Consider the following 18,715-nt stretch of genomic DNA (forward strand, 5'->3'; position numbering starts at 1 on the left):
ATGAGTCTGCAAGGTAAAGTTGCACTGGTGACCGGTGCAAGCCGTGGCATCGGCCAGGCCATCGCCCTGGAACTGGGTCGTCAAGGCGCCATCGTTATCGGCACCGCGACGTCCGCTTCGGGCGCCGAGCGTATCGCTGCGACCCTGAAGGAAAACGGCATCCAAGGCACCGGCCTTGAGCTGAACGTCACCAGCGACGAATCCGTTGCGGCGGTGCTGGCAAGCATTCAGGAGCAGTTCGGTGCGCCGGCGATCCTGGTCAATAATGCCGGTATCACCCGCGATAACCTGATGATGCGCATGAAAGATGACGAATGGTTCGACGTCGTCGACACCAACCTGAACAGCCTGTATCGGCTGTCCAAGGGCGTTTTGCGTGGCATGACCAAGGCTCGCTGGGGTCGAATTATCAGTATCGGTTCGGTTGTGGGTGCCATGGGCAACGCAGGCCAAGTAAACTATGCTGCGGCGAAGGCCGGTCTGGAAGGTTTCAGCCGTGCGCTGGCGCGTGAAGTGGGTTCGCGCTCGATTACGGTAAACTCGGTTGCACCGGGTTTCATCGACACCGACATGACCCGTGAACTGCCAGAAGCACAGCGTGAAGCCTTGTTGACGCAGATTCCGCTGGGTCGTCTGGGGCAAGCTCAAGAAATCGCGTCCGTGGTCGCTTTTCTTGCATCGGACGGTGCGGCATACGTGACCGGGGCTACAATCCCGGTAAACGGCGGGATGTACATGAGTTAAATGTGACGGATTGCTTCAAAAAAATGTCATACGAGCTGTCTAAAATCCGTTATAAAGCTGCAATCAATTTATAGACGGCGGGCCGCAGGGTTTGAGGAGTGAAGCTTTCGGTTGAAAAACCGAAAAGTTCTTCTATACACTTACCCACTGGCCAGCTGCCTGAATTTGTCCATTAGGAGTGAAAACAAGGTATGAGCACCATCGAAGAGCGCGTCAAGAAAATCGTTGCCGAGCAACTGGGCGTTAAAGAAGAAGAAGTTGTGAACACCGCTTCCTTCGTTGAAGACCTGGGTGCCGACTCCCTTGACACTGTTGAGCTGGTGATGGCTCTGGAAGAGGAATTCGAGACCGAGATTCCTGACGAAGAAGCTGAGAAGATCACTACTGTACAAGCTGCTATCGACTACGTTACCAGCCACCAGGCGTAATCGTTTTTAGTCGTCGCTAGCTGTCATGGAAAAACCGCACTGCCATCACGGCGTGCGGTTTTTTCTTTAGGCCTGATGCAAAGTCGTCATTAGAAAAAGGAGAGTGCTGTGTCGCGTAGACGCGTCGTAGTCACCGGTATGGGTATGTTGTCGCCACTGGGCACGGATGTGCCGAGCAGTTGGCAGGGCATTCTGGCTGGCCGCAGTGGCATTGGTCTGATCGAACACACCGACCTTTCTGCCTATTCCACCCGTTTTGGCGGCTCGGTAAAGGGCTTCAATGTCGAGGAATACCTGTCGGTCAAGGAAGCTCGCAAGCTTGACCTGTTCATTCAATACGGCTTGGCAGCCGGTTTCCAGGCAGTGCGCAACGCCGGGCTGGAAGTCACCGACGCCAACCGTGAACGCATCGGCGTGGCCATGGGTTCGGGTATTGGCGGCTTGACCAATATCGAAGAAACCAGCCGCACGCTGCACGAATCGGGGCCGCGACGGATTTCTCCGTTCTTCGTGCCGGGCTCGATCATCAACATGATTTCCGGTTTCCTGTCCATCCACCTGGGTGCCCAGGGACCCAACTACGCCATTGCCACGGCGTGCACCACCGGTACCCACTGCATCGGCATGGCCGCGCGCAACATCATGTACGACGAAGCCGACGTGATGATCGCCGGTGGCGCCGAGATGGCGGCTTGCGGCCTGGGCATGGGTGGCTTTGGCGCTTCCCGCGCGCTGTCGACCCGCAACGACGAGCCCGCCCGCGCGAGCCGGCCGTGGGACAAGGGTCGCGATGGCTTCGTACTGTCCGACGGTGCCGGTGCGCTGGTGCTCGAGGAGCTGGAGCACGCCAAGGCGCGCGGCGCGACCATCTATGCCGAACTGATCGGCTTTGGCACCAGTGGCGATGCGTACCACATGACGTCGCCACCGGCCGATGGCGCCGGTGCTGCCCGTTGCATCGCCAACGCCTTGCGTGATGCGAAACTCAACGGCGAGCAGGTGCAGTACATCAACGCCCACGGCACTTCGACCCCGGCCGGCGACCTGGCCGAAGCCCAGGCGATCAAGACCGTGTTCGGCGAACATGCGTACAAGCTGGCGGTCAGTTCGACCAAGTCCATGACCGGTCACCTGCTGGGTGCGGCAGGGGCGGTGGAAGCGATCTTCAGCGTCCTGGCGATCAACAGCCAGACAGCGCCGCCGACCATCAACCTCGATGAGCCGGACGAAGGCTGCGACCTGGACTTCGTGCCGCACACTGCCCGCAGCATGGACATCGATGTGGTGCTGTCCAACTCCTTCGGCTTTGGCGGGACCAACGGTTCGCTGGTGTTCCGCCGGTTCGCCGGTTGATGGAAAGCTGGGTCGACGGTCAGCCGGCCGACGTCCTGTCGCTGAAAGATCGCGGCCTGGCTTACGGCGATGGGTTGTTCGAAACCCTCGCCGTGCACGATGGCGCGCCAGTGTTGCTGGAGCGTCACCTGCAACGCCTGGAAACCGGTTGCCGGCGGTTGGCGCTCAACGTCGACATGAGCGCGTTGAGCACCGAGCTGAATACCTATGCCCGGTGCCTGGGCGCCGGCGTGCTGAAGCTGATCGTGACCCGTGGCGACAGTCTGCGCGGTTATGCCGCAGATCCCTCGACCCCGGCCCGGCGCATCCTGCAAGGGAACCCACCAGCCGCTTATCCCGCCGCCCATGCCGAACAAGGCGTTCTGCTGTTTCCTTGCAGCGTGCGGTTGTCCGAGCAGCCCTTGCTCGCGGGCCTCAAGCACCTCAATCGCCTGGAACAAGTGCTGGCGCGTGCCGAATGGAGCGATGGGCAGTACGCCGAAGGCCTGATGCTGGATACGTCCGGGCGGGTGATCGAAGGTGTGTTCAGCAACCTGTTCCTGGTGCGCGATGGCGTGTTGTTCACGGCGGACCTGAGCCGTTGCGGCGTGGCCGGCGTGATGCGCGCAGAATTATTGTTTCAAGCCAAGTCCCTGGGCATCGCCACGCAAATCACGGACATCAGTCTCGAACAGCTGCACCAGGCTGATGAAGTCTTTGTCTGCAACAGCGTTTATGGCGTGTGGCCGGTACGCGGATGCGGTTCGGCGCGCTGGTCGGTTGGCCCGCTCACCCGTAAACTGCAAACCCTTGCCCGTGCGCTATTGGATGTTTGATTCGTGAGACGTAAATTCTTGCTGCTGCTGGAGATCGGACTGGTTCTGGCAGGGCTGTTGTTGGGCGCTTCGGCCTGGAAGATTCATTCGGCGCTGCAACAGCCGCTGAACATCACCCAGGAAGAATTGCTGGACGTGCCCAACGGGACCACCCCGACCGGAACCCTCAAGCGCCTCGAAGCCGATGGCCTGATCAAGGACGCTTTCTGGCTGCGGATCTATTGGCGCTTCAATCTCGCTGGCCAGCCGTTGCACTCCGGTGAATATCGGATGGTGCCGGGCATGACCATGGAAGGTCTGATCGGTGTCTGGAAGCGCGGCGAAGTGGTGCAGTACAGCGTAACGCTGGTGGAGGGCTGGAACTTCCGCCAGGTGCGCGCCGCACTGGCCAAGGATGAAAAGCTCCAGCAGACCCTCACCGGCCTGAGCGACAGCCAGGTCATGGACCGTCTTGGTCACTCCGGGATATTTCCCGAAGGCCGGTTCTTCCCGGACACCTATCGTTTCGTGCGCGGCACCTCGGATGTCGACCTGCTGCAAAAAGCCTACGACCGCCTGGAAGACGTGCTCGCCAAGGAGTGGGCGCAACGTGCCGCCGATGTGCCTTACACCCAGCCATATCAGGCGCTGATCATGGCGTCCCTGGTGGAGAAGGAAACCGGTGTGCCCCAGGAACGCGGGCAGATTGCCGGCGTCTTTGTGCGGCGCATGCGCCTGGGCATGCTGCTGCAGACCGACCCCACGGTGATCTATGGCCTGGGCGAGCGCTACACCGGCAAACTCACCCGCGCCCATCTGAAAGAAGAGAACCCCTATAACACCTACCTGATCCCGGGCTTGCCGCCGACGCCGATTGCGATGGTGGGGCGCGAAGCGATTCATGCGGCATTGAACCCGGTGTCGGGCAACAGCCTTTACTTCGTCGCGCGCGGTGACGGCAGCCACGTGTTTTCCGATGACCTGGAGTCGCACAACAACGCGGTGCGTGAATTCCAACTCAAGCGCCGTGCCGATTACCGCTCCAGCCCGGCCCCGGCAACGCCGGACGAACAGGCACCCATTCCCGCGGCGTCACCCGACACGGCGCCCGACGCTGTACCCCAGGTGCCGCCCCAAGTGCCTGCTCCCGAACCGGATGCCAGCGAGCCGCCGAGCCCGCAATGACTTTGATTAAGGATCGCCTGTGACTGGCTTGTTTATAACGCTGGAAGGCCCGGAAGGCGCCGGCAAGAGCACTAACCGCGAATACCTGGCCGAACGCCTGCGGGCTGCCGGCATCGAGGTGGTGTTGACCCGCGAGCCGGGCGGTACGCCGCTGGCCGAGCGAATTCGCGAGGTGCTGCTGGCACCCATTGAAGAGGTCATGAACCCCGACACCGAGCTGTTGCTGGTGTTCGCGGCCAGGGCACAGCATCTGGCCGAGGTGATTCGCCCGGCGCTGGCCCGCGGCGCGGTGGTGCTCTGCGATCGTTTTACCGATTCGACCTATGCCTACCAGGGCGGCGGCCGGGGCTTGTCCGTGGAGCGCATCGCCGCGTTGGAAACCTTCGTCCAGGGTGACCTACGACCAGACCTCACCCTGGTGTTCGACCTGCCGGTGGAAATCGGCCTGGCCCGCGCCAGTGCCCGTGGTCGGCTGGATCGTTTCGAGCTTGAGGGCCAGGCTTTCTTCAACGCCGTGCGCAGTGCCTTCCTGAGTCGCGCCAAGGCCGATCCGGCGCGTTACCTGCTGATCGATGCGGCGCAACCGCTGGCTCAGGTCCAACAGTCCCTGGACGGCTTGCTGCCGCGTTTGCTGGAGCGTGTCCGTGGCTGAAGCCTATCCCTGGCAAGACAGCCTCTGGCAGCAACTGGCCGGTCGTGCCCAGCATGCCCATGCCTATCTGTTGCATGGCCCGGCCGGCATCGGCAAGCGGGCACTGGCCGAGCGCCTGATGGCCAGCCTGCTGTGCCAGCGTCCGGGTGTCTCGAACGCCTGTGGCGAGTGCAAGTCCTGCCTGCTGCTCAGGGCCGGCAGCCATCCCGACAATTATGTGCTGGAACCGGAAGAGGCGGACAAGGCGATCAAGGTCGACCAGGTTCGGGACCTGGTCAGCTTCGTGGTCCAGACCTCACAGATGGGCGGGCGCAAGGTGGTGCTGATCGAGCCCGTCGAGTCGATGAACATCAACGCTGCCAACGCCTTGCTTAAAAGTCTCGAAGAACCTTCTGGCGACACCGTGCTGTTGCTGGTCAGCCACCAGCCGAGTCGCTTGCTGCCGACCATCAAGAGTCGCTGCGTGCAACAGGCCTGCCCGCTGCCGAGCGAGGCGATGAGCTTGCAGTGGCTGGCCCAGGCCTTGCCCGACAGCAGCGACGAAGAGCGTGTCGAGCTGCTGACCCTGGCGGCCGGCTCGCCCCTGGCGGCTGTCAGCCTTCAGGCCCAGGGCGTGCGTGAGCAGCGGGCCTTGGTGGTGGACGGGGTCAAGAAACTGCTCAAGCAGCAACAATCCCCCACGCAGTTGGCCGAGGGCTGGAACGCCATCCCGTTGCTCTTGCTGTTTGACTGGTTCTGCGACTGGTCGAGCCTGATCCTGCGTTACCAGTTGACCGAGGACGAGACTGGCCTGGGGTTGGCGGACATGCGCAAGGTGATCCAGTACCTGGCGCAAAAAAGCAGCCAGGATAAAATCTTGAACATCCAGGACTGGATTCTTGCCCAACGTCAGAAGGTGTTGGGCAAAGCGAACCTCAATCGGGTGCTGTTGCTCGAGGCGCTGTTGGTGCAGTGGGCGAGTTTGCCTGGTCGAAACTGACAGGTACCGCCTAAACTCAGCTCAATCGCAGCGGAGATCAGCATGAACGAACCTGTCAGTCCCGGGCCACGCAACGGCATCCTGTCCCTGACCATCAAGGACAAGTCGGTGCTTTACGCCGCCTACATGCCCTTCATCAAGAACGGCGGCCTGTTCATTCCGACCAACAAGAGTTATCGCTTGGGCGATGAAGTGTTCATGCTCTTGAGCCTGATGGATGAATCGGAAAAGATCCCGGTCGCCGGCAAGGTGATCTGGATAACTCCCAAAGGCGCCCAGGGCAACAGGGCCGCCGGCGTCGGCGTGCAATTCAGCGACGGCGACAATTCCGCCCGCAATCAGATCGAAACCCACTTGGCCGGCTCGCTGAAGTCCGACCGTCCCACTCATACGATGTAGCCCGGCCTTTTATGCTTGTAGATTCCCATTGTCACCTTGACCGTCTCGACCTCGCTGCCCATGGCGGCTCCCTGGATGCTGCGCTGGACGCGGCCCGTGAACGGGGTGTCGGTCATTTCCTGTGCATTGGCGTCAGCGTCGACAACGCCGCCGACGTCAAGGCGCTGGCCGAACGTTATGCCGATGTCGATTGCTCGGTCGGTGTCCACCCACTGGATGTCCAGCCCGACGCCGCGCCGGCGCTCGATTGGCTGTTGCGTGAGCTGGACCATCCACGGGTAGTCGCCATCGGCGAAACCGGCCTGGACTATCACTACGAACCGGAAGCCGCCGACGTGCAGCAGGCGTCGTTCCGGCTGCACCTGGAGGCCGCCCGGCAAACCGGCAAGCCGGTGATCATCCACACCCGTGGCGCCCGGGCCGACACCCTGGCCTTGCTGCGTGACGCCGCGCTGCCCCAGGCCGGGGTGCTGCATTGCTTCACCGAAGACTGGGACATGGCCAAGGCCGCCCTGGACATGGGCTATTACATTTCCTTGTCCGGGATTGTCACGTTCCGCAATGCCGATGCATTGCGCGACGTTGCCAGCAAGGTGCCGGCTGATCGGCTGTTGGTGGAGACCGACTCGCCTTACCTGGCGCCCATTCCCTATCGTGGCAAGCCGAACCTTCCGCAATACGTACGGGAAGTGGCAGAGTTTCTGGCGATGCTGCGCGGTGAGTCCTACGAACGGTTTGCCGAGCAGACGACGGAAAATTTTAAGCAATTGTTTCCGCTGGCTCATGTGCGTCCGGCGCAAGCCTGAATTCCATGCAAAAAAAACCCGGGTTCTGGGGGGTGAATCCGGGTTAAGACCATTAGGAGTAAAACAAAGGTACGCGGTCCGTTGGTACCTTCATCAGCGCGTCACTTGGGGGAGATGTCGCGCCGACAGTTCAAGTATTGATCAGTATGCCAACCCGTCCAGTCTGGCCGGGGCGGTTTTTAAACAAATTTGGAATACGCTCGCTTCGGATAAGTTCTCACTGTCGCCAAAGCTCGCAGGCGCGGCGCATTGGCGTGAGAAACGGCGAGCCGGGTGGGTACGGTTTTGTGAAGAACAGTGGCCGAGAACGGATGATCCGTGCATTTTTGCGTAAGTTAGGCATAATACCCGGCTTCGAATTTTGACCCTTCAGACCTTTTTCTTATGCACAAAGAACCCCGTAAGGTCCGTGAGTTTCGCCGCCGCGAGCAGGAAATTCTCGACACCGCGCTCAAGTTGTTCCTCGACCAGGGTGAAGACAGTGTCACCGTCGAGATGATTGCGGATGCCGTGGGTATCGGCAAAGGCACGATTTATAAACATTTCAAATCCAAGGCGGAGATCTACCTGCGCCTGATGCTCGACTACGAACGCGATTTGAACGAGCTGCTGCACTCGGCCGATGTGGACAAGGACAAGGAGGCCCTGTCCCGGGCCTACTTCGAGTTCCGCATGCGCGACCCGCAGCGCTACCGCTTGTTCGATCGCCTGGAAGAGAAGGTGGTCAAGGGCAACCAGGTGCCGGAAATGGTCGAGGAGCTGCACAAGATCCGCGCCTCGAACTTCGAACGCCTGACCCTGCTGATCAAGGGCCGGATCAGCGAAGGCAAGCTCGAAGACGTGCCGCCTTATTTCCATTACTGCGCTGCCTGGGCGCTGGTGCACGGTGCGGTGGCGCTGTATCACTCGCCGTTCTGGAGCAACGTGCTGGAAGACCAGGAAGGTTTCTTCCAGTTCCTGATGGACATCGGCGTGCGCATGGGCAACAAGCGCAAGCGCGATACCGACGTCCCGAGCAGCTAAGGCCGCACAGGCCAAGACATTCAGCTGTCTTATTGCGCCATGTCCGCTTACATGGCGCAGTGTCCCAGTAATATACTCAGGCTTGGGTCTTGCGGAATCTTGATTTCTAGGTCAATTTTCGCGAGTCCGATTTTTCTCGTGCCGGAGTGATCCATGATCGTTGACCGTCAAGGCAGGCGTTTCCGTAATCTGCGGATAAGCCTGACCTCCGCCTGCAATTACGCCTGTACCTACTGCGTGCCTGACGGCAAGCGGTTGGTGGCTGCGCAGGATGAACTGTCGGCCGAGGCCATGGCGCGTGGCGTAGCCTATTTGATCGAGGCCGCCGGCATCGAGCGGCTGCGCATCACTGGCGGCGAACCGTTGGTCAGCCCCAAGCTCGAGCGTTTCATGACGGCGGTGGGGCAGATGGGGCTGGAGGACATCAGCCTGACCACCAATGGCCAGTTGCTGGCGAAAAAGCTGCCGTTGCTGGTAGACGCCGGTATCCGTCGTATCAATGTTTCCCTCGACACCCTGGACCCTGCCGCGTTTCGCAGTATCGCCCGTGGCGGCGACCTGGCGACCGTGCTTGATGGTATGGAGCAGGCCCGGGCCACCGGGATGAAGATCAAGGTCAACATGGTGCCGTTGCGCGGGCAGAACCTGGACCAGGTGATGCCTTTGCTCGAATACTGCCTGGAACGTGGCTATGAGTTGCGTTTCATCGAGTTGATGCGCATGGGCCATCTGGCCAGCGATTCCAACGCATTTTTGCAGCAGTTCGTCAGCCTTCAACAGTTGCTGAGCCTGATTGGCGATCAATACGAATACCTGCAAGCCGACGCCCCGGTGGATGCCACGGCGGTGCGCTATGAGATACCGGGGCTGGGTCACTTTGGCGTGATCGCCAACGAAAGCGTGCCGTTTTGCCGTACCTGTTCGCGCCTGCGGTTGTCTTCCACGGGCTGGCTGCACGGCTGCCTGTCGTCGAGTAACCGTCACTTCGTCGGCGACCTGCTGGACAAGCCCCGTCACCAGGCCTTGCCGGCGCTTCAGCGCTTGCTGGTCAAGGCGTTGGGGGACAAGCAGGAAGTGGCATTCTCCGGCGGCGCGACCATCATGAAAATCATCGGCGGCTGATCTATTGCTATCGCGGGCAAGCCTTGCTCCCACAAGTACGACGCTTACCATGTGGGAGCAAGGCTTGCCCGCGATAGCAATTTCCCATTCACTTGGATACATCTGCCCCCCATCTCGATGAGCTGGCGCAAAAGCTGCATCCCACGACCATTCGCCGGTTTTCCGACACCGGTTTTTGGAGGGTAGGATGCGTAGCCTGGTTTTGCTGCTGGCCGTTTTGGCGCTTGGTGGCTGCATGAATGTCAGCGACATGGGAGAGGGTGTTCGTTACCACATGAGCGACGCTGGCCTGCTGGACCATAGCGACAGCCGTCGTGTGAACAACCTGCGTATTCAGCCAGACTCGTTCATCTACATTGCCCAGGGCGCCTTTGCTCCGCCAGGCAGTGCCTATCCGCGTCCCAACGTCGTGGCCGAGGAAGCCTTCAATGGCTTCATCGAATATTTCCCCATGGTCCGTCGCGCCCGTGTTCCCGAAGGCCTCGACCAGGCCATGGGCGAAGCCCGTTCCGCCGGCGCCCATTATTTGCTGTACACCCGCTTCGCCAAGGCCGACAACCGCATTGGCAACACTGACGAATGGCAGGATGAAGAAGCCGTGGATCGTCTGGGCGTCGATACCAGCGTGATTCAAATCATGTTGATCGAGACCAGCACCCAGTATTTGATTGATACTGCACGCATCAAGAGTCGTGGCGGTTTACTGACGTTGCACGACAAGCAGCCACAAGACCTCATCGCCCCGCCTTTGCGTGAATATGCCCGCAGCCTGCTGGGGATGAGCAACGAATAAATGTAAGGAGTCACCATGAGCGGACCGCAAAAAGCCAATGACTTGCTGGGGCAGATCCCCAAGACCAAAGGCCTGCCGCCGGTCCACTTGTGGAACCCCGACTTCTGCGGCGACATCGACATGCGCATCGCCCGGGACGGCACCTGGTATTACCTGGGCACACCCATCGGGCGCAAGCCGATGGTCAAGCTGTTCTCCACCATCATCCGCCGCGACGGCGATGATTACTTCCTGATTACCCCTGTGGAAAAAGTCGGCATCAAGGTCGACGATACGCCGTTCGTGGCCGTGACCCTTGAGGTCGAAGGGCAGGGGGAAGGGCAGTTGTTGCGCTTCACCACCAATGTCGAGGAAACCACCGAGGCCGGTGCCGAGCATCCGCTGCGGGTGGTGATCGATCCCCAGACCCAGGAACCCGCGCCCTACGTGCATGTGCGCAGCAATCTCGAAGCACTGATCCATCGCAATGTGTTCTACCAACTGGTGGAGCTGGCGGTCAGCCGCGAGATCGACGGACAGCGCTGGTTGGGCGTGTGGAGCGGCGGCGAGTTTTTCCCTATCGGCCTGGAGCCCTGACCCCTTGCGGGAGTGATGGTTGATCCAACATCTGTGTCGGCTGGACGACTGCTATCGCGAGCAAGCTCGCTCGCACAGGGGTATGCAAAATTCAAATTGACACCCAATCATATGATGATTAGCGTGGGTCTCCAATAAGAGTGGTCCGCGGGGTTTTCATGTCCAGCAGTTTTCATGCATCGACCGTCGATTGGCTGGGGGGCTGGATAGCCGCCGGCCAGGTCAAGCCTGGGCAAACCATCAAGGTCGAAGCAGACTTGGGCGAGCAACTGGGCGTCAGTCGCACGGTGATTCGCGAGGCGATCAAGACCCTGGTGGCCAAAGGCATGCTGGAAGTCGGGCCGAAAGTCGGCACGCGGGTGTTGCCGGTGCGGCGCTGGAACCTGTTCGACCCTCAAGTGGTGGGCTGGCTGTCACGCAGCGGCCTGCCGGAAAACTTTGTCGACGACTTGCTGGACCTGCGTCGCACCATCGAGCCGATGGCGGTGCGCTGGGCCTGCGAGCGGGCCACGGCCGATCAGGTGCAGGCGATCCGCCTGGCCTACCATGCACTGGAGCGAGCTGTGGACAGCGGCGCCGATTACAACCGTGCCGACCAGTTTTTCCATGAGTGCATCCTCGCTGCCAGCCATAATCAGTTCATCGAGCAAATGGTTCCGGCCCTCGGTGCGCTGTTGGCGGTGTCGTTCGAGGTGTCGGCGGCCGACCCGGATGAACTGCGCCGCACCTTGCCCATCCACAAGGACATCGCCGACGCCATCGCCGCCCGTGACGCGGCGCGGGGCGTCTGGGCCTGCATGACCCTGATCGATAACGCTGACCTGGCCATCAAACGCTTTTACCCCAATGTCATGGCCGGTCGAACAGACGCTGCCGGGCAAGCCGGGAACGGGAGATTTCAATGAAGTGGACGGCTGTGACGGAACACCGGGCGAAGTTGGGCGAGGGGCCCTTCTGGGACGAGCCGACCCAGGCGTTGTATTGGGTCGATATCGCCGGCAAGCAGGCACTGCGGTTGATTGGCGCCAACGTACAGATCTGGCAGATGCCCGAGTATGTCTCCGCTTTCATTCCGACCCAGAGTGGCGACGCCTTGGTGACCCTGAGCAGTGGGGTCTACCGCCTTGATCTCGATTCTCCGGGCCTGGAACCGCGCCTGACGCTGCTGTGCATGGCCGATCCCCAGCCAGGCAATCGTCCCAACGAGGCCCGTTGCGACGCCCTGGGTCAACTCTGGCTCGGCACCATGCAGAACAATATCGGTGACGAAGGCGAGGACTTGCCCATCGAGCGGCGCTCCGGCGGGCTGTTTCGCGTCGCCGGTGATGGCCGGGTCATGCCCTTGTTGCGCGGGCTGGGTATTCCGAACACGTTGCTCTGGAGCCCCGATGGCACCACGGTGTATTTCGGCGACAGCCTGGATGGCACGTTGTATCGGCACTTTATCTACCCGGAAGGCAACCTGGCGCCTGCCGAAGTCTGGTTCGGCCCCCATCCCCGTGGCGGCCCGGATGGTTCGGCGATGGATGCCCGGGGCTATATCTGGAACGCCCGCTGGGACGGCAGTTGCTTGTTGCGGCTGAATCCGGACGGGCAGGTCGATCGGGTGATCGAACTGCCCGTCAGCCGCCCGACCAGTTGTGTGTTCGGCGGCGAAGACCTCAAGACGTTGTACATCACCAGCGCGGCGAGCCCATTGGGTCATCCGCTGGACGGTGCCGTGCTGTCGATGCGTGTCGACGTGCCTGGCGTGGCGTGTACAAGGTTTGCAGGCTGAATCCCAAAATATGGGATGTAAATATATATATTGAGATTATTTGGCGGCCGGGTTTATAGTCGGCTCCATCGGCAATACGCACTCACACTAAAAAAACAAAACAGGTGAAGTGATGCAACGATCTTTCCCCGTACGCCCCGGCGGCGTACGCCGGCCACTGTTCTTTCAAGCGCCTTTGCGCCGGTCATCCGTGGATGCCCGGTTTTTCTCGTGCCCGCGCGCAGGAGGCTTGAACCATGGCTGAGCCCTTGGTCTTGCCACCCGTGCCGGAGCCACCGAAGGGCGAGCGCCTGAAAGACAAGGTCGTGCTGTTGACCGGTGCCGCCCAAGGCATTGGCGAGGCCATCGTCGCGGCGTTCGCGTCGCAACAGGCCCGGTTGGTGATCAGCGATATCCAGGCGCAGAAGGTCGAGGCGGTGGCCGCCCATTGGCGTGAACGCGGGGCCGACGTGCAAGCGCTGCAGGTCGATGTGTCGAAGCAGCAGGACTTGCAGGCCATGGCCCGGCGTGCCGTCGAGCTGCACGGTCGCATCGATGTGTTGGTCAACTGCGCTGGCGTCAATGTCTTCCGTGACCCGCTGGAAATGACCGAAGAGGACTGGCGTCGCTGCTTCGCCATCGATCTGGACGGCGCCTGGTACGGTTGCAAGGCCGTGTTGCCACAGATGATCGAGCAGGGCGTGGGCAGTATCATCAACATTGCCTCGGTCCATTCGTCCCACATCATTCCCGGCTGTTTCCCTTACCCGGTGGCCAAGCATGGCCTGCTCGGCCTGACTCGCGCCCTGGGCATCGAATACGCGCCTAAAGGGGTACGCGTCAACGCCATCGCCCCGGGTTATATCGAAACCCAACTGAACGTCGACTACTGGAACGGCTTTGCCGATCCCCATGCCGAACGCCAGCGTGCGCTGGATCTGCACCCGCCACGGCGCGTCGGGCAACCGATCGAAGTGGCAATGACGGCCGTGTTCCTGGCCAGTGACGAAGCACCGTTTATCAATGCCTCATGTATCACCATCGATGGGGGACGTTCGGTCATGTACCACGACTGAATATTCCTGGATTGCAGTGGGAAACTTCGCCTGCAATCCAATCATCATACGATATGACTATTCAGGCCTATGCTGTGTAGCAACTTGATGTAACCGCCCAGCCTGCGCATTTCCACCGACGGTGGAGCAGAAACCTGGACGTTTGGCTTTCAATAAAAAAAACAAGGAGTCAACTATGAAACATCGTCGTGGGATCCGTTCCCTGTGTCGCGCCGCCCTGGCGGTTACCGCGGTCAGTCTCAGCAGTCACTTGCTGGCGGCCGATGCGGTAAAAATTGGTTTCCTGGTCAAGCAGGCCGAGGAGCCTTGGTTCCAGACCGAATGGGCGTTTGCCGAGAAGGCGGCCAAGGATAAAGGCTTCCAGTTGATCAAGATCGCCGTGCCCGACGGCGAGAAAACCCTCTCGGCCATCGACAGCCTGGCCGCCAACGGGGCCAAGGGCTTCGTGATCTGCCCGCCGGACGTGTCCCTCGGCCCGGCCATCATGGCCAAGGCCAAGCTCAACGATCTCAAGGTGATTGCCGTGGACGACCGTTTCGTCGACGCCAGCGGCAAGTTCATGGAAGACGTGCCGTACCTGGGCATGGCCGCGTTCGAGGTGGGCCAGAAGCAGGGCGCCGCCATGGCCGCTGAAGCGAAAAAACGCGGCTGGGATTGGAAGGACACCTACGCGGTGATCAACACCTACAACGAATTGGACACTGGCAAGAAGCGCACCGACGGTTCGATAAAGTCTCTTGAAGATGCCGGTATGCCGAAAGATCACATCCTCACAGCCGCCCTGAAAACCCTCGACGTACCCGGCAGCATGGACTCCACTAACTCGGCCCTGGTGAAACTGCCAAGCGCCGCGAAAAACCTGATCATCGGCGGCATGAACGACAACACCGTGCTGGGCGGCGTGCGCGCCACCGAAGCCGCCGGGTTCAAGGCGGCCAATGTGATCGGCATCGGCATCAACGGCACTGACGCCATCGGTGAGTTGAAAAAACCCAACAGCGGCTTCTTCGGTTCGATGCTGCCTAGCCCGCACCTCGAAGGCTACAACACCGCCGCGATGATGTACGAGTGGATCACCACGGGCAAAGAGCCGCCGAAGTACACCGCCATGGACGAGGTGACGCTGATCACCCGGGAGAACTTCAAGCAAGAGCTGGAAAAGATCGGCCTGTGGAACTGACGGCCGGTTGATTCAAAAGCGGCCCTGGTCACTTGAGTGGCGGGGTCGCTTGATCTCTGTAAGTTCGAGGTGGTTATGCAAGCGCAAACAGCGACACGGCAACACAACATCGGCGGCAGCTTGCGATTCAACGGGATCGGCAAGTCCTTTCCCGGCGTGCAGGCGCTGGCCAATATCAGTTTCGTTGCCCATCCGGGGCAGGTCCATGCCTTGATGGGTGAAAACGGCGCCGGCAAGTCCACGCTGCTCAAGATTCTGGGCGGTGCCTACATCCCGAGCAGCGGCGACTTGCAGATCGGCGAGCAGACGATGGCGTTCAAGGGCACTGCCGACAGCATCGCCAGCGGTGTGGCGGTGATTCATCAGGAGCTGCACCTGGTGCCGGAAATGACCGTCGCTGAAAACCTGTTTCTCGGCCATTTGCCGGCGCGTTTCGGCCTGGTCAATCGGGGCGTGTTGCGCCAGCAGGCGCTGATGCTGCTCAAGGGCCTGGCCGACGAAATCGACCCGCAGGAAAAAGTCGGTCGCCTGTCCCTCGGCCAGCGCCAATTGGTGGAAATCGCCAAGGCCTTGTCCCGTGGTGCCCACGTCATTGCTTTCGACGAACCCACCAGTAGCCTGTCGGCCCGTGAAATCGACCGTTTGATGGCGATCATCGCCCGCCTGCGGGACGAGGGCAAAGTGGTGCTGTACGTCAGTCACCGCATGGAGGAGGTGTTCCGTATCTGTAACGCGGTGACGGTGTTCAAGGACGGTCGTTACGTGCGGACCTTCGAGAACATGAGCGAGTTGACCCATGATCAACTCGTCACGTGCATGGTCGGTCGCGATATCCAGGACATCTATGACTACCGTCCTCGGGAGCGCGGCGATGTGGCGCTGCAAGTGAAGGGCCTGTTGGGGCCGGGCTTGCGCGAACCAGTGAGTTTCCAGGTGCACAAGGGCGAGATCCTCGGCTTGTTCGGGCTGGTCGGCGCCGGTCGTACCGAGCTTTTTCGCTTGCTCAGTGGCCTGGAGCGTCAGCGCGAGGGCAGCCTGGTCTTGCACGGCAAGGAACTGAAATTGCGTTCACCAAGGGATGCCATCGCCGCGGGCGTGCTGCTCTGCCCGGAGGATCGCAAGAAGGAAGGCATCATTCCGTTGGGCAGCGTGGGCGAGAACATCAACATCAGTGCGCGCTCGTCTCATTCCACGCTCGGCTGCCTGTTGCGTGGCGACTGGGAGCGGGGCAATGCCGACAAGCAAATCAAGTCGCTGAAAGTGAAGACCCCGGCGGCCAGCCAGAAAATCATGTACCTGTCCGGCGGCAACCAGCAGAAGGCGATTCTCGGTCGCTGGCTGTCGATGCCGATGAAAGTCCTGCTGCTGGACGAGCCCACTCGCGGCATCGACATCGGCGCCAAGGCGGAGATCTATCAGATTATCCACAACCTGGCGGCCGACGGCATCGCGGTGATTGTGGTGTCCAGCGACCTGATGGAAGTGATGGGCATTTCCGACCGAATCCTGGTGCTCTGCGAAGGGGCCATGCGCGGCGAGCTGTCGCGTGACCAGGCCAACGAATCCAACCTGCTGCAACTGGCGCTGCCGCGCCAACGCGTTGCCGACGCGGCGAACTGAGAGGTAAATCATGACCATTCAAAACAATGCACTGCCAACGGCACGCAAACCCCTGGACCTGCGCCGTTTCCTGGATGACTGGGTCATGCTGCTGGCGGCCATCGGCATCTTCGTGCTCTGCACCCTGATGATCGACAACTTCCTGTCGCCGCTGAACATGCGCGGCCTGGGCCTGGCGATTTCCACCACCGGCATCGCGGCCTGCACTATGTTGTATTGCCTGGCGTCCGGGCACTTCGACTTGTCGGTCGGTTCGGTGATTGCCTGTGCCGGCGTGGTCGCGGCGGTGGTGATGCGCGACACCAACAGCGTGTTCCTCGGCGTCAGCGCGGCGCTGGTGATGGGGCTGATCGTTGGCCTGATCAACGGCATCGTCATCGCCAAGCTGCGGGTCAACGCGTTGATCACCACCCTGGCAACGATGCAGATCGTCCGCGGCCTGGCCTACATCTTTGCCAACGGCAAGGCGGTGGGTGTGTCGCAGGAATCGTTCTTCGTGTTCGGCAATGGCCAATTGTTCGGCGTACCGGTGCCGATCCTGATCACCATCGCCTGCTTCCTGTTTTTCGGTTGGCTGCTGAATTACACCACCTACGGGCGCAACACCATGGCCATCGGTGGCAACCAGGAAGCGGCGTTGTTGGCGGGGGTGAACGTTGATCGCACCAAGATCATCATCTTCGCCGTGCATGGCGTGATCGGCGCCCTGGCTGGGGTGATCCTGGCATCGCGCATGACCTCCGGCCAACCGATGATCGGCCAAGGCTTCGAACTGACCGTGATCTCGGCTTGCGTGCTGGGTGGGGTGTCGTTGAGCGGTGGTATCGGCATGATCCGCCACGTCATCGCCGGCGTGCTGATTTTGGCGATCATCGAAAACGCGATGAACCTGAAGAACATCGACACCTTCTACCAATACGTCATCCGCGGCTCGATCCTGCTGCTGGCGGTGGTGATTGACCGCTTGAAACAACGCTAGACGGCAGGCTTACTGGCGACTGATCTACCGCCATCGCGAGCAAGCTCGCTCCCACAGGTTTTTGTGCCAGGGCGCAGAACCCCGGCACAGGCACAGAGCCAGTGTGGGAGCGGGCTTGCTCGCGAAGGCGTCGGCACATCCAACACCTCCTTCGCTGACCCACCGCTTTCGCGAGCAAGCCCGCTCCCACACTGGCTCTGTGCCTGTGCCGGGGTTCTGCGCCCTGGCACAAAAACCTGTGGGAGCGAGCCTGCTCGCGAAGGCGTCGGCACATCCAACACCTCCTTCGCTGACCCACCGCTTTCGCGAGCAAGCCCGCTCCCACAGGTGTCGTGCCAGGCGCAGAAACTTCGGCACGGCGCAGATCCAATGTGGGAGGCTCAGACCCCCTGCACACCGCAGATCCCCTGTGGGAGCGAGCCTGCTCGCGAAGGCGTCCACCCAGACGCCGACAATCACCCCGCCTTGCGCAACGCCTCCACCAACTCCTGCTTACGCATCCTCGAGCGCCCGGGAATGTTTTTCGCCCGGGCCTCCTTCATCAGGCTGTCCACTGTCTGGGTTCCATGGGAGGCTTTACTGGTGCGCGGGTGACCTTCGCGGGTCTTGGCGGCGCGGCGGGCCGATTCCTTGCGGTCGGTTTTCTTGGCCGCCGCCGGCTTTTCCTGGCCTGAACCACCGGTGCGTTCGCCACCACCGGACTGCTTGTTCACGGTCGCCCAGGCGCGTGCCTCGGCTTCGTTCTCGGACACGCCTTTTTTCTCGTAGCTTTTTTCAATGTGTGCGGCCTTGCGCTTTTGTTCGGCGGTGTATTTGTCTTTGCTTCCACGAGGCATGGGATGTTCCTCCTCAAATGTCTGAGCAGAGGCTATTGGCTGGCGGCGCCACCTTCGGAGCCCGACCCACCGGTCGTGGTCTTTGAGCCCACCCCGGTCTCGGCGTTATCAGGCGCTGTCGAGTCCGGTGTGTTCATGCCGCCCTGACGACCCGTGTCATTACCCTGCACACGCGGATCGGTGCCGGTGGCGGGTGGCTGGCCATTGTTCAGGCCGCCGCCAGTACCGTCGGTGTTCAATTTGGGCAGGCCTTGGGTTGCGGGAGAGTTGGGTGCTTGCACAGGATCGGTCGGCCCGGTGCCGGAGGTGGAAGCTGCGAAGGCCACCGAGGACAGCAACGCGGCGAAGGTGAATGCGGTCAGCCTTGAAGTGATCATGGGTGTCGCCTCCATTTTTCAGAATGCTTACCTGATC

General features: G+C 61.0%; 21 protein-coding genes. 19 read left to right on the plus strand and 2 right to left on the minus strand.

Annotated elements, in window-relative coordinates:
* The 19 genes from fabG (at position 1) to araH (ending at position 17,465) form a co-directional block, all read left to right on the plus strand.
* A complete protein-coding gene (fabG, locus tag CFII68_RS01970; protein WP_018613558.1) occupies positions 1–744 on the plus strand; it encodes a 3-oxoacyl-ACP reductase FabG in 744 nt (247 codons plus the stop codon).
* Positions 745–935: 191 nt separating this feature from the next.
* The gene (gene acpP / locus CFII68_RS01965) at positions 936–1,172 is read left to right on the plus strand and encodes an acyl carrier protein (RefSeq protein WP_003175607.1); all 237 of its coding nucleotides are present in this window, start codon (positions 936–938) and stop codon (positions 1,170–1,172) included.
* Positions 1,173–1,280: 108 nt separating this feature from the next.
* Positions 1,281–2,525, plus strand: a complete 1,245-nt coding sequence (gene fabF, locus CFII68_RS01960) for a beta-ketoacyl-ACP synthase II (RefSeq protein ID WP_018613569.1) — start codon at positions 1,281–1,283, stop codon at positions 2,523–2,525.
* Complete coding sequence (gene pabC / locus CFII68_RS01955) at positions 2,525–3,340, plus strand: aminodeoxychorismate lyase (RefSeq protein WP_018613571.1); 816 nt, start codon at positions 2,525–2,527, stop codon at positions 3,338–3,340. Before fabF ends, pabC begins: the two co-directional genes overlap by 1 nt.
* Before the next feature lie 3 nt (positions 3,341–3,343).
* Entirely contained in the window at positions 3,344–4,504 is a 1,161-nt protein-coding gene (gene mltG / locus CFII68_RS01950) for an endolytic transglycosylase MltG (protein ID WP_033062933.1), read from the plus strand.
* Positions 4,505–4,523: 19 nt separating this feature from the next.
* Positions 4,524–5,156, plus strand: a complete 633-nt coding sequence (gene tmk / locus CFII68_RS01945) for a dTMP kinase (RefSeq protein WP_018613575.1) — start codon at positions 4,524–4,526, stop codon at positions 5,154–5,156.
* A complete protein-coding gene (locus CFII68_RS01940) occupies positions 5,149–6,135 on the plus strand; it encodes a DNA polymerase III subunit delta' (RefSeq protein WP_018613577.1) in 987 nt (328 codons plus the stop codon). Before tmk ends, CFII68_RS01940 begins: the two co-directional genes overlap by 8 nt.
* Positions 6,136–6,177: 42 nt before the next feature.
* Positions 6,178–6,534, plus strand: coding sequence for a PilZ domain-containing protein (locus CFII68_RS01935; RefSeq protein ID WP_018613579.1), 357 nt, complete (start codon positions 6,178–6,180; stop codon positions 6,532–6,534).
* Positions 6,535–6,545: 11 nt separating this feature from the next.
* The gene (locus CFII68_RS01930) at positions 6,546–7,340 is read left to right on the plus strand and encodes a TatD family hydrolase (protein ID WP_018613583.1); all 795 of its coding nucleotides are present in this window, start codon (positions 6,546–6,548) and stop codon (positions 7,338–7,340) included.
* A 384-nt stretch (positions 7,341–7,724) separates the two neighbouring features.
* Complete coding sequence (locus CFII68_RS01925) at positions 7,725–8,363, plus strand: TetR/AcrR family transcriptional regulator (protein ID WP_003204240.1); 639 nt, start codon at positions 7,725–7,727, stop codon at positions 8,361–8,363.
* Between the two features lie 153 nt (positions 8,364–8,516).
* Positions 8,517–9,485, plus strand: coding sequence for a GTP 3',8-cyclase MoaA (locus tag CFII68_RS01920; RefSeq protein WP_014339493.1), 969 nt, complete (start codon positions 8,517–8,519; stop codon positions 9,483–9,485).
* Between the two features lie 187 nt (positions 9,486–9,672).
* On the plus strand, positions 9,673–10,278 hold the full coding sequence (locus tag CFII68_RS01915) for a DUF4823 domain-containing protein (protein WP_018613586.1): 606 nt from the start codon (positions 9,673–9,675) through the stop codon (positions 10,276–10,278).
* 15 nt (positions 10,279–10,293) lie between these two features.
* Positions 10,294–10,854, plus strand: coding sequence for a DUF1285 domain-containing protein (locus tag CFII68_RS01910; protein ID WP_018613588.1), 561 nt, complete (start codon positions 10,294–10,296; stop codon positions 10,852–10,854).
* 158 nt (positions 10,855–11,012) lie between these two features.
* Entirely contained in the window at positions 11,013–11,759 is a 747-nt protein-coding gene (locus CFII68_RS01905) for a FadR/GntR family transcriptional regulator (RefSeq protein WP_003204233.1), read from the plus strand.
* Positions 11,756–12,631, plus strand: coding sequence for an SMP-30/gluconolactonase/LRE family protein (locus tag CFII68_RS01900; protein WP_018613589.1), 876 nt, complete (start codon positions 11,756–11,758; stop codon positions 12,629–12,631). Before CFII68_RS01905 ends, CFII68_RS01900 begins: the two co-directional genes overlap by 4 nt.
* A gap of 236 nt (positions 12,632–12,867) precedes the next feature.
* A complete protein-coding gene (locus CFII68_RS01895) occupies positions 12,868–13,686 on the plus strand; it encodes an SDR family oxidoreductase (protein ID WP_018613590.1) in 819 nt (272 codons plus the stop codon).
* Between the two features lie 175 nt (positions 13,687–13,861).
* Positions 13,862–14,866 (plus strand): substrate-binding domain-containing protein, encoded by a 1,005-nt coding sequence (locus CFII68_RS01890; RefSeq protein WP_018613591.1) that lies wholly within the window; start codon positions 13,862–13,864, stop codon positions 14,864–14,866.
* 75 nt (positions 14,867–14,941) lie between these two features.
* Positions 14,942–16,486, plus strand: a complete 1,545-nt coding sequence (gene araG, locus CFII68_RS01885) for an L-arabinose ABC transporter ATP-binding protein AraG (RefSeq protein WP_018613592.1) — start codon at positions 14,942–14,944, stop codon at positions 16,484–16,486.
* 10 nt (positions 16,487–16,496) lie between these two features.
* Positions 16,497–17,465: an L-arabinose ABC transporter permease AraH gene (gene araH, locus CFII68_RS01880; RefSeq protein ID WP_003204223.1), complete on the plus strand. Its 969-nt coding sequence runs from the start codon at positions 16,497–16,499 to the stop codon at positions 17,463–17,465.
* Between the two features lie 455 nt (positions 17,466–17,920).
* Here araH and CFII68_RS01875 read toward each other — a convergent pair whose 3' ends face one another.
* Both CFII68_RS01875 and CFII68_RS01870 read right to left on the minus strand, forming a co-directional pair.
* Positions 17,921–18,301 carry a Rho termination factor N-terminal domain-containing protein gene (locus tag CFII68_RS01875; protein WP_018613593.1) on the minus strand — a complete coding sequence of 127 codons (381 nt, stop codon included), beginning with the start codon at positions 18,299–18,301 and terminating at the stop codon, positions 17,921–17,923.
* Between the two features lie 32 nt (positions 18,302–18,333).
* Positions 18,334–18,678 carry a hypothetical protein gene (locus CFII68_RS01870; protein WP_018613594.1) on the minus strand — a complete coding sequence of 115 codons (345 nt, stop codon included), beginning with the start codon at positions 18,676–18,678 and terminating at the stop codon, positions 18,334–18,336.
* Positions 18,679–18,715 lie beyond the last annotated feature (37 nt).

The organism is Pseudomonas sp. CFII68, assembly GCF_000416195.1.
GTDB lineage: Bacteria > Pseudomonadota > Gammaproteobacteria > Pseudomonadales > Pseudomonadaceae > Aquipseudomonas > Aquipseudomonas kilonensis.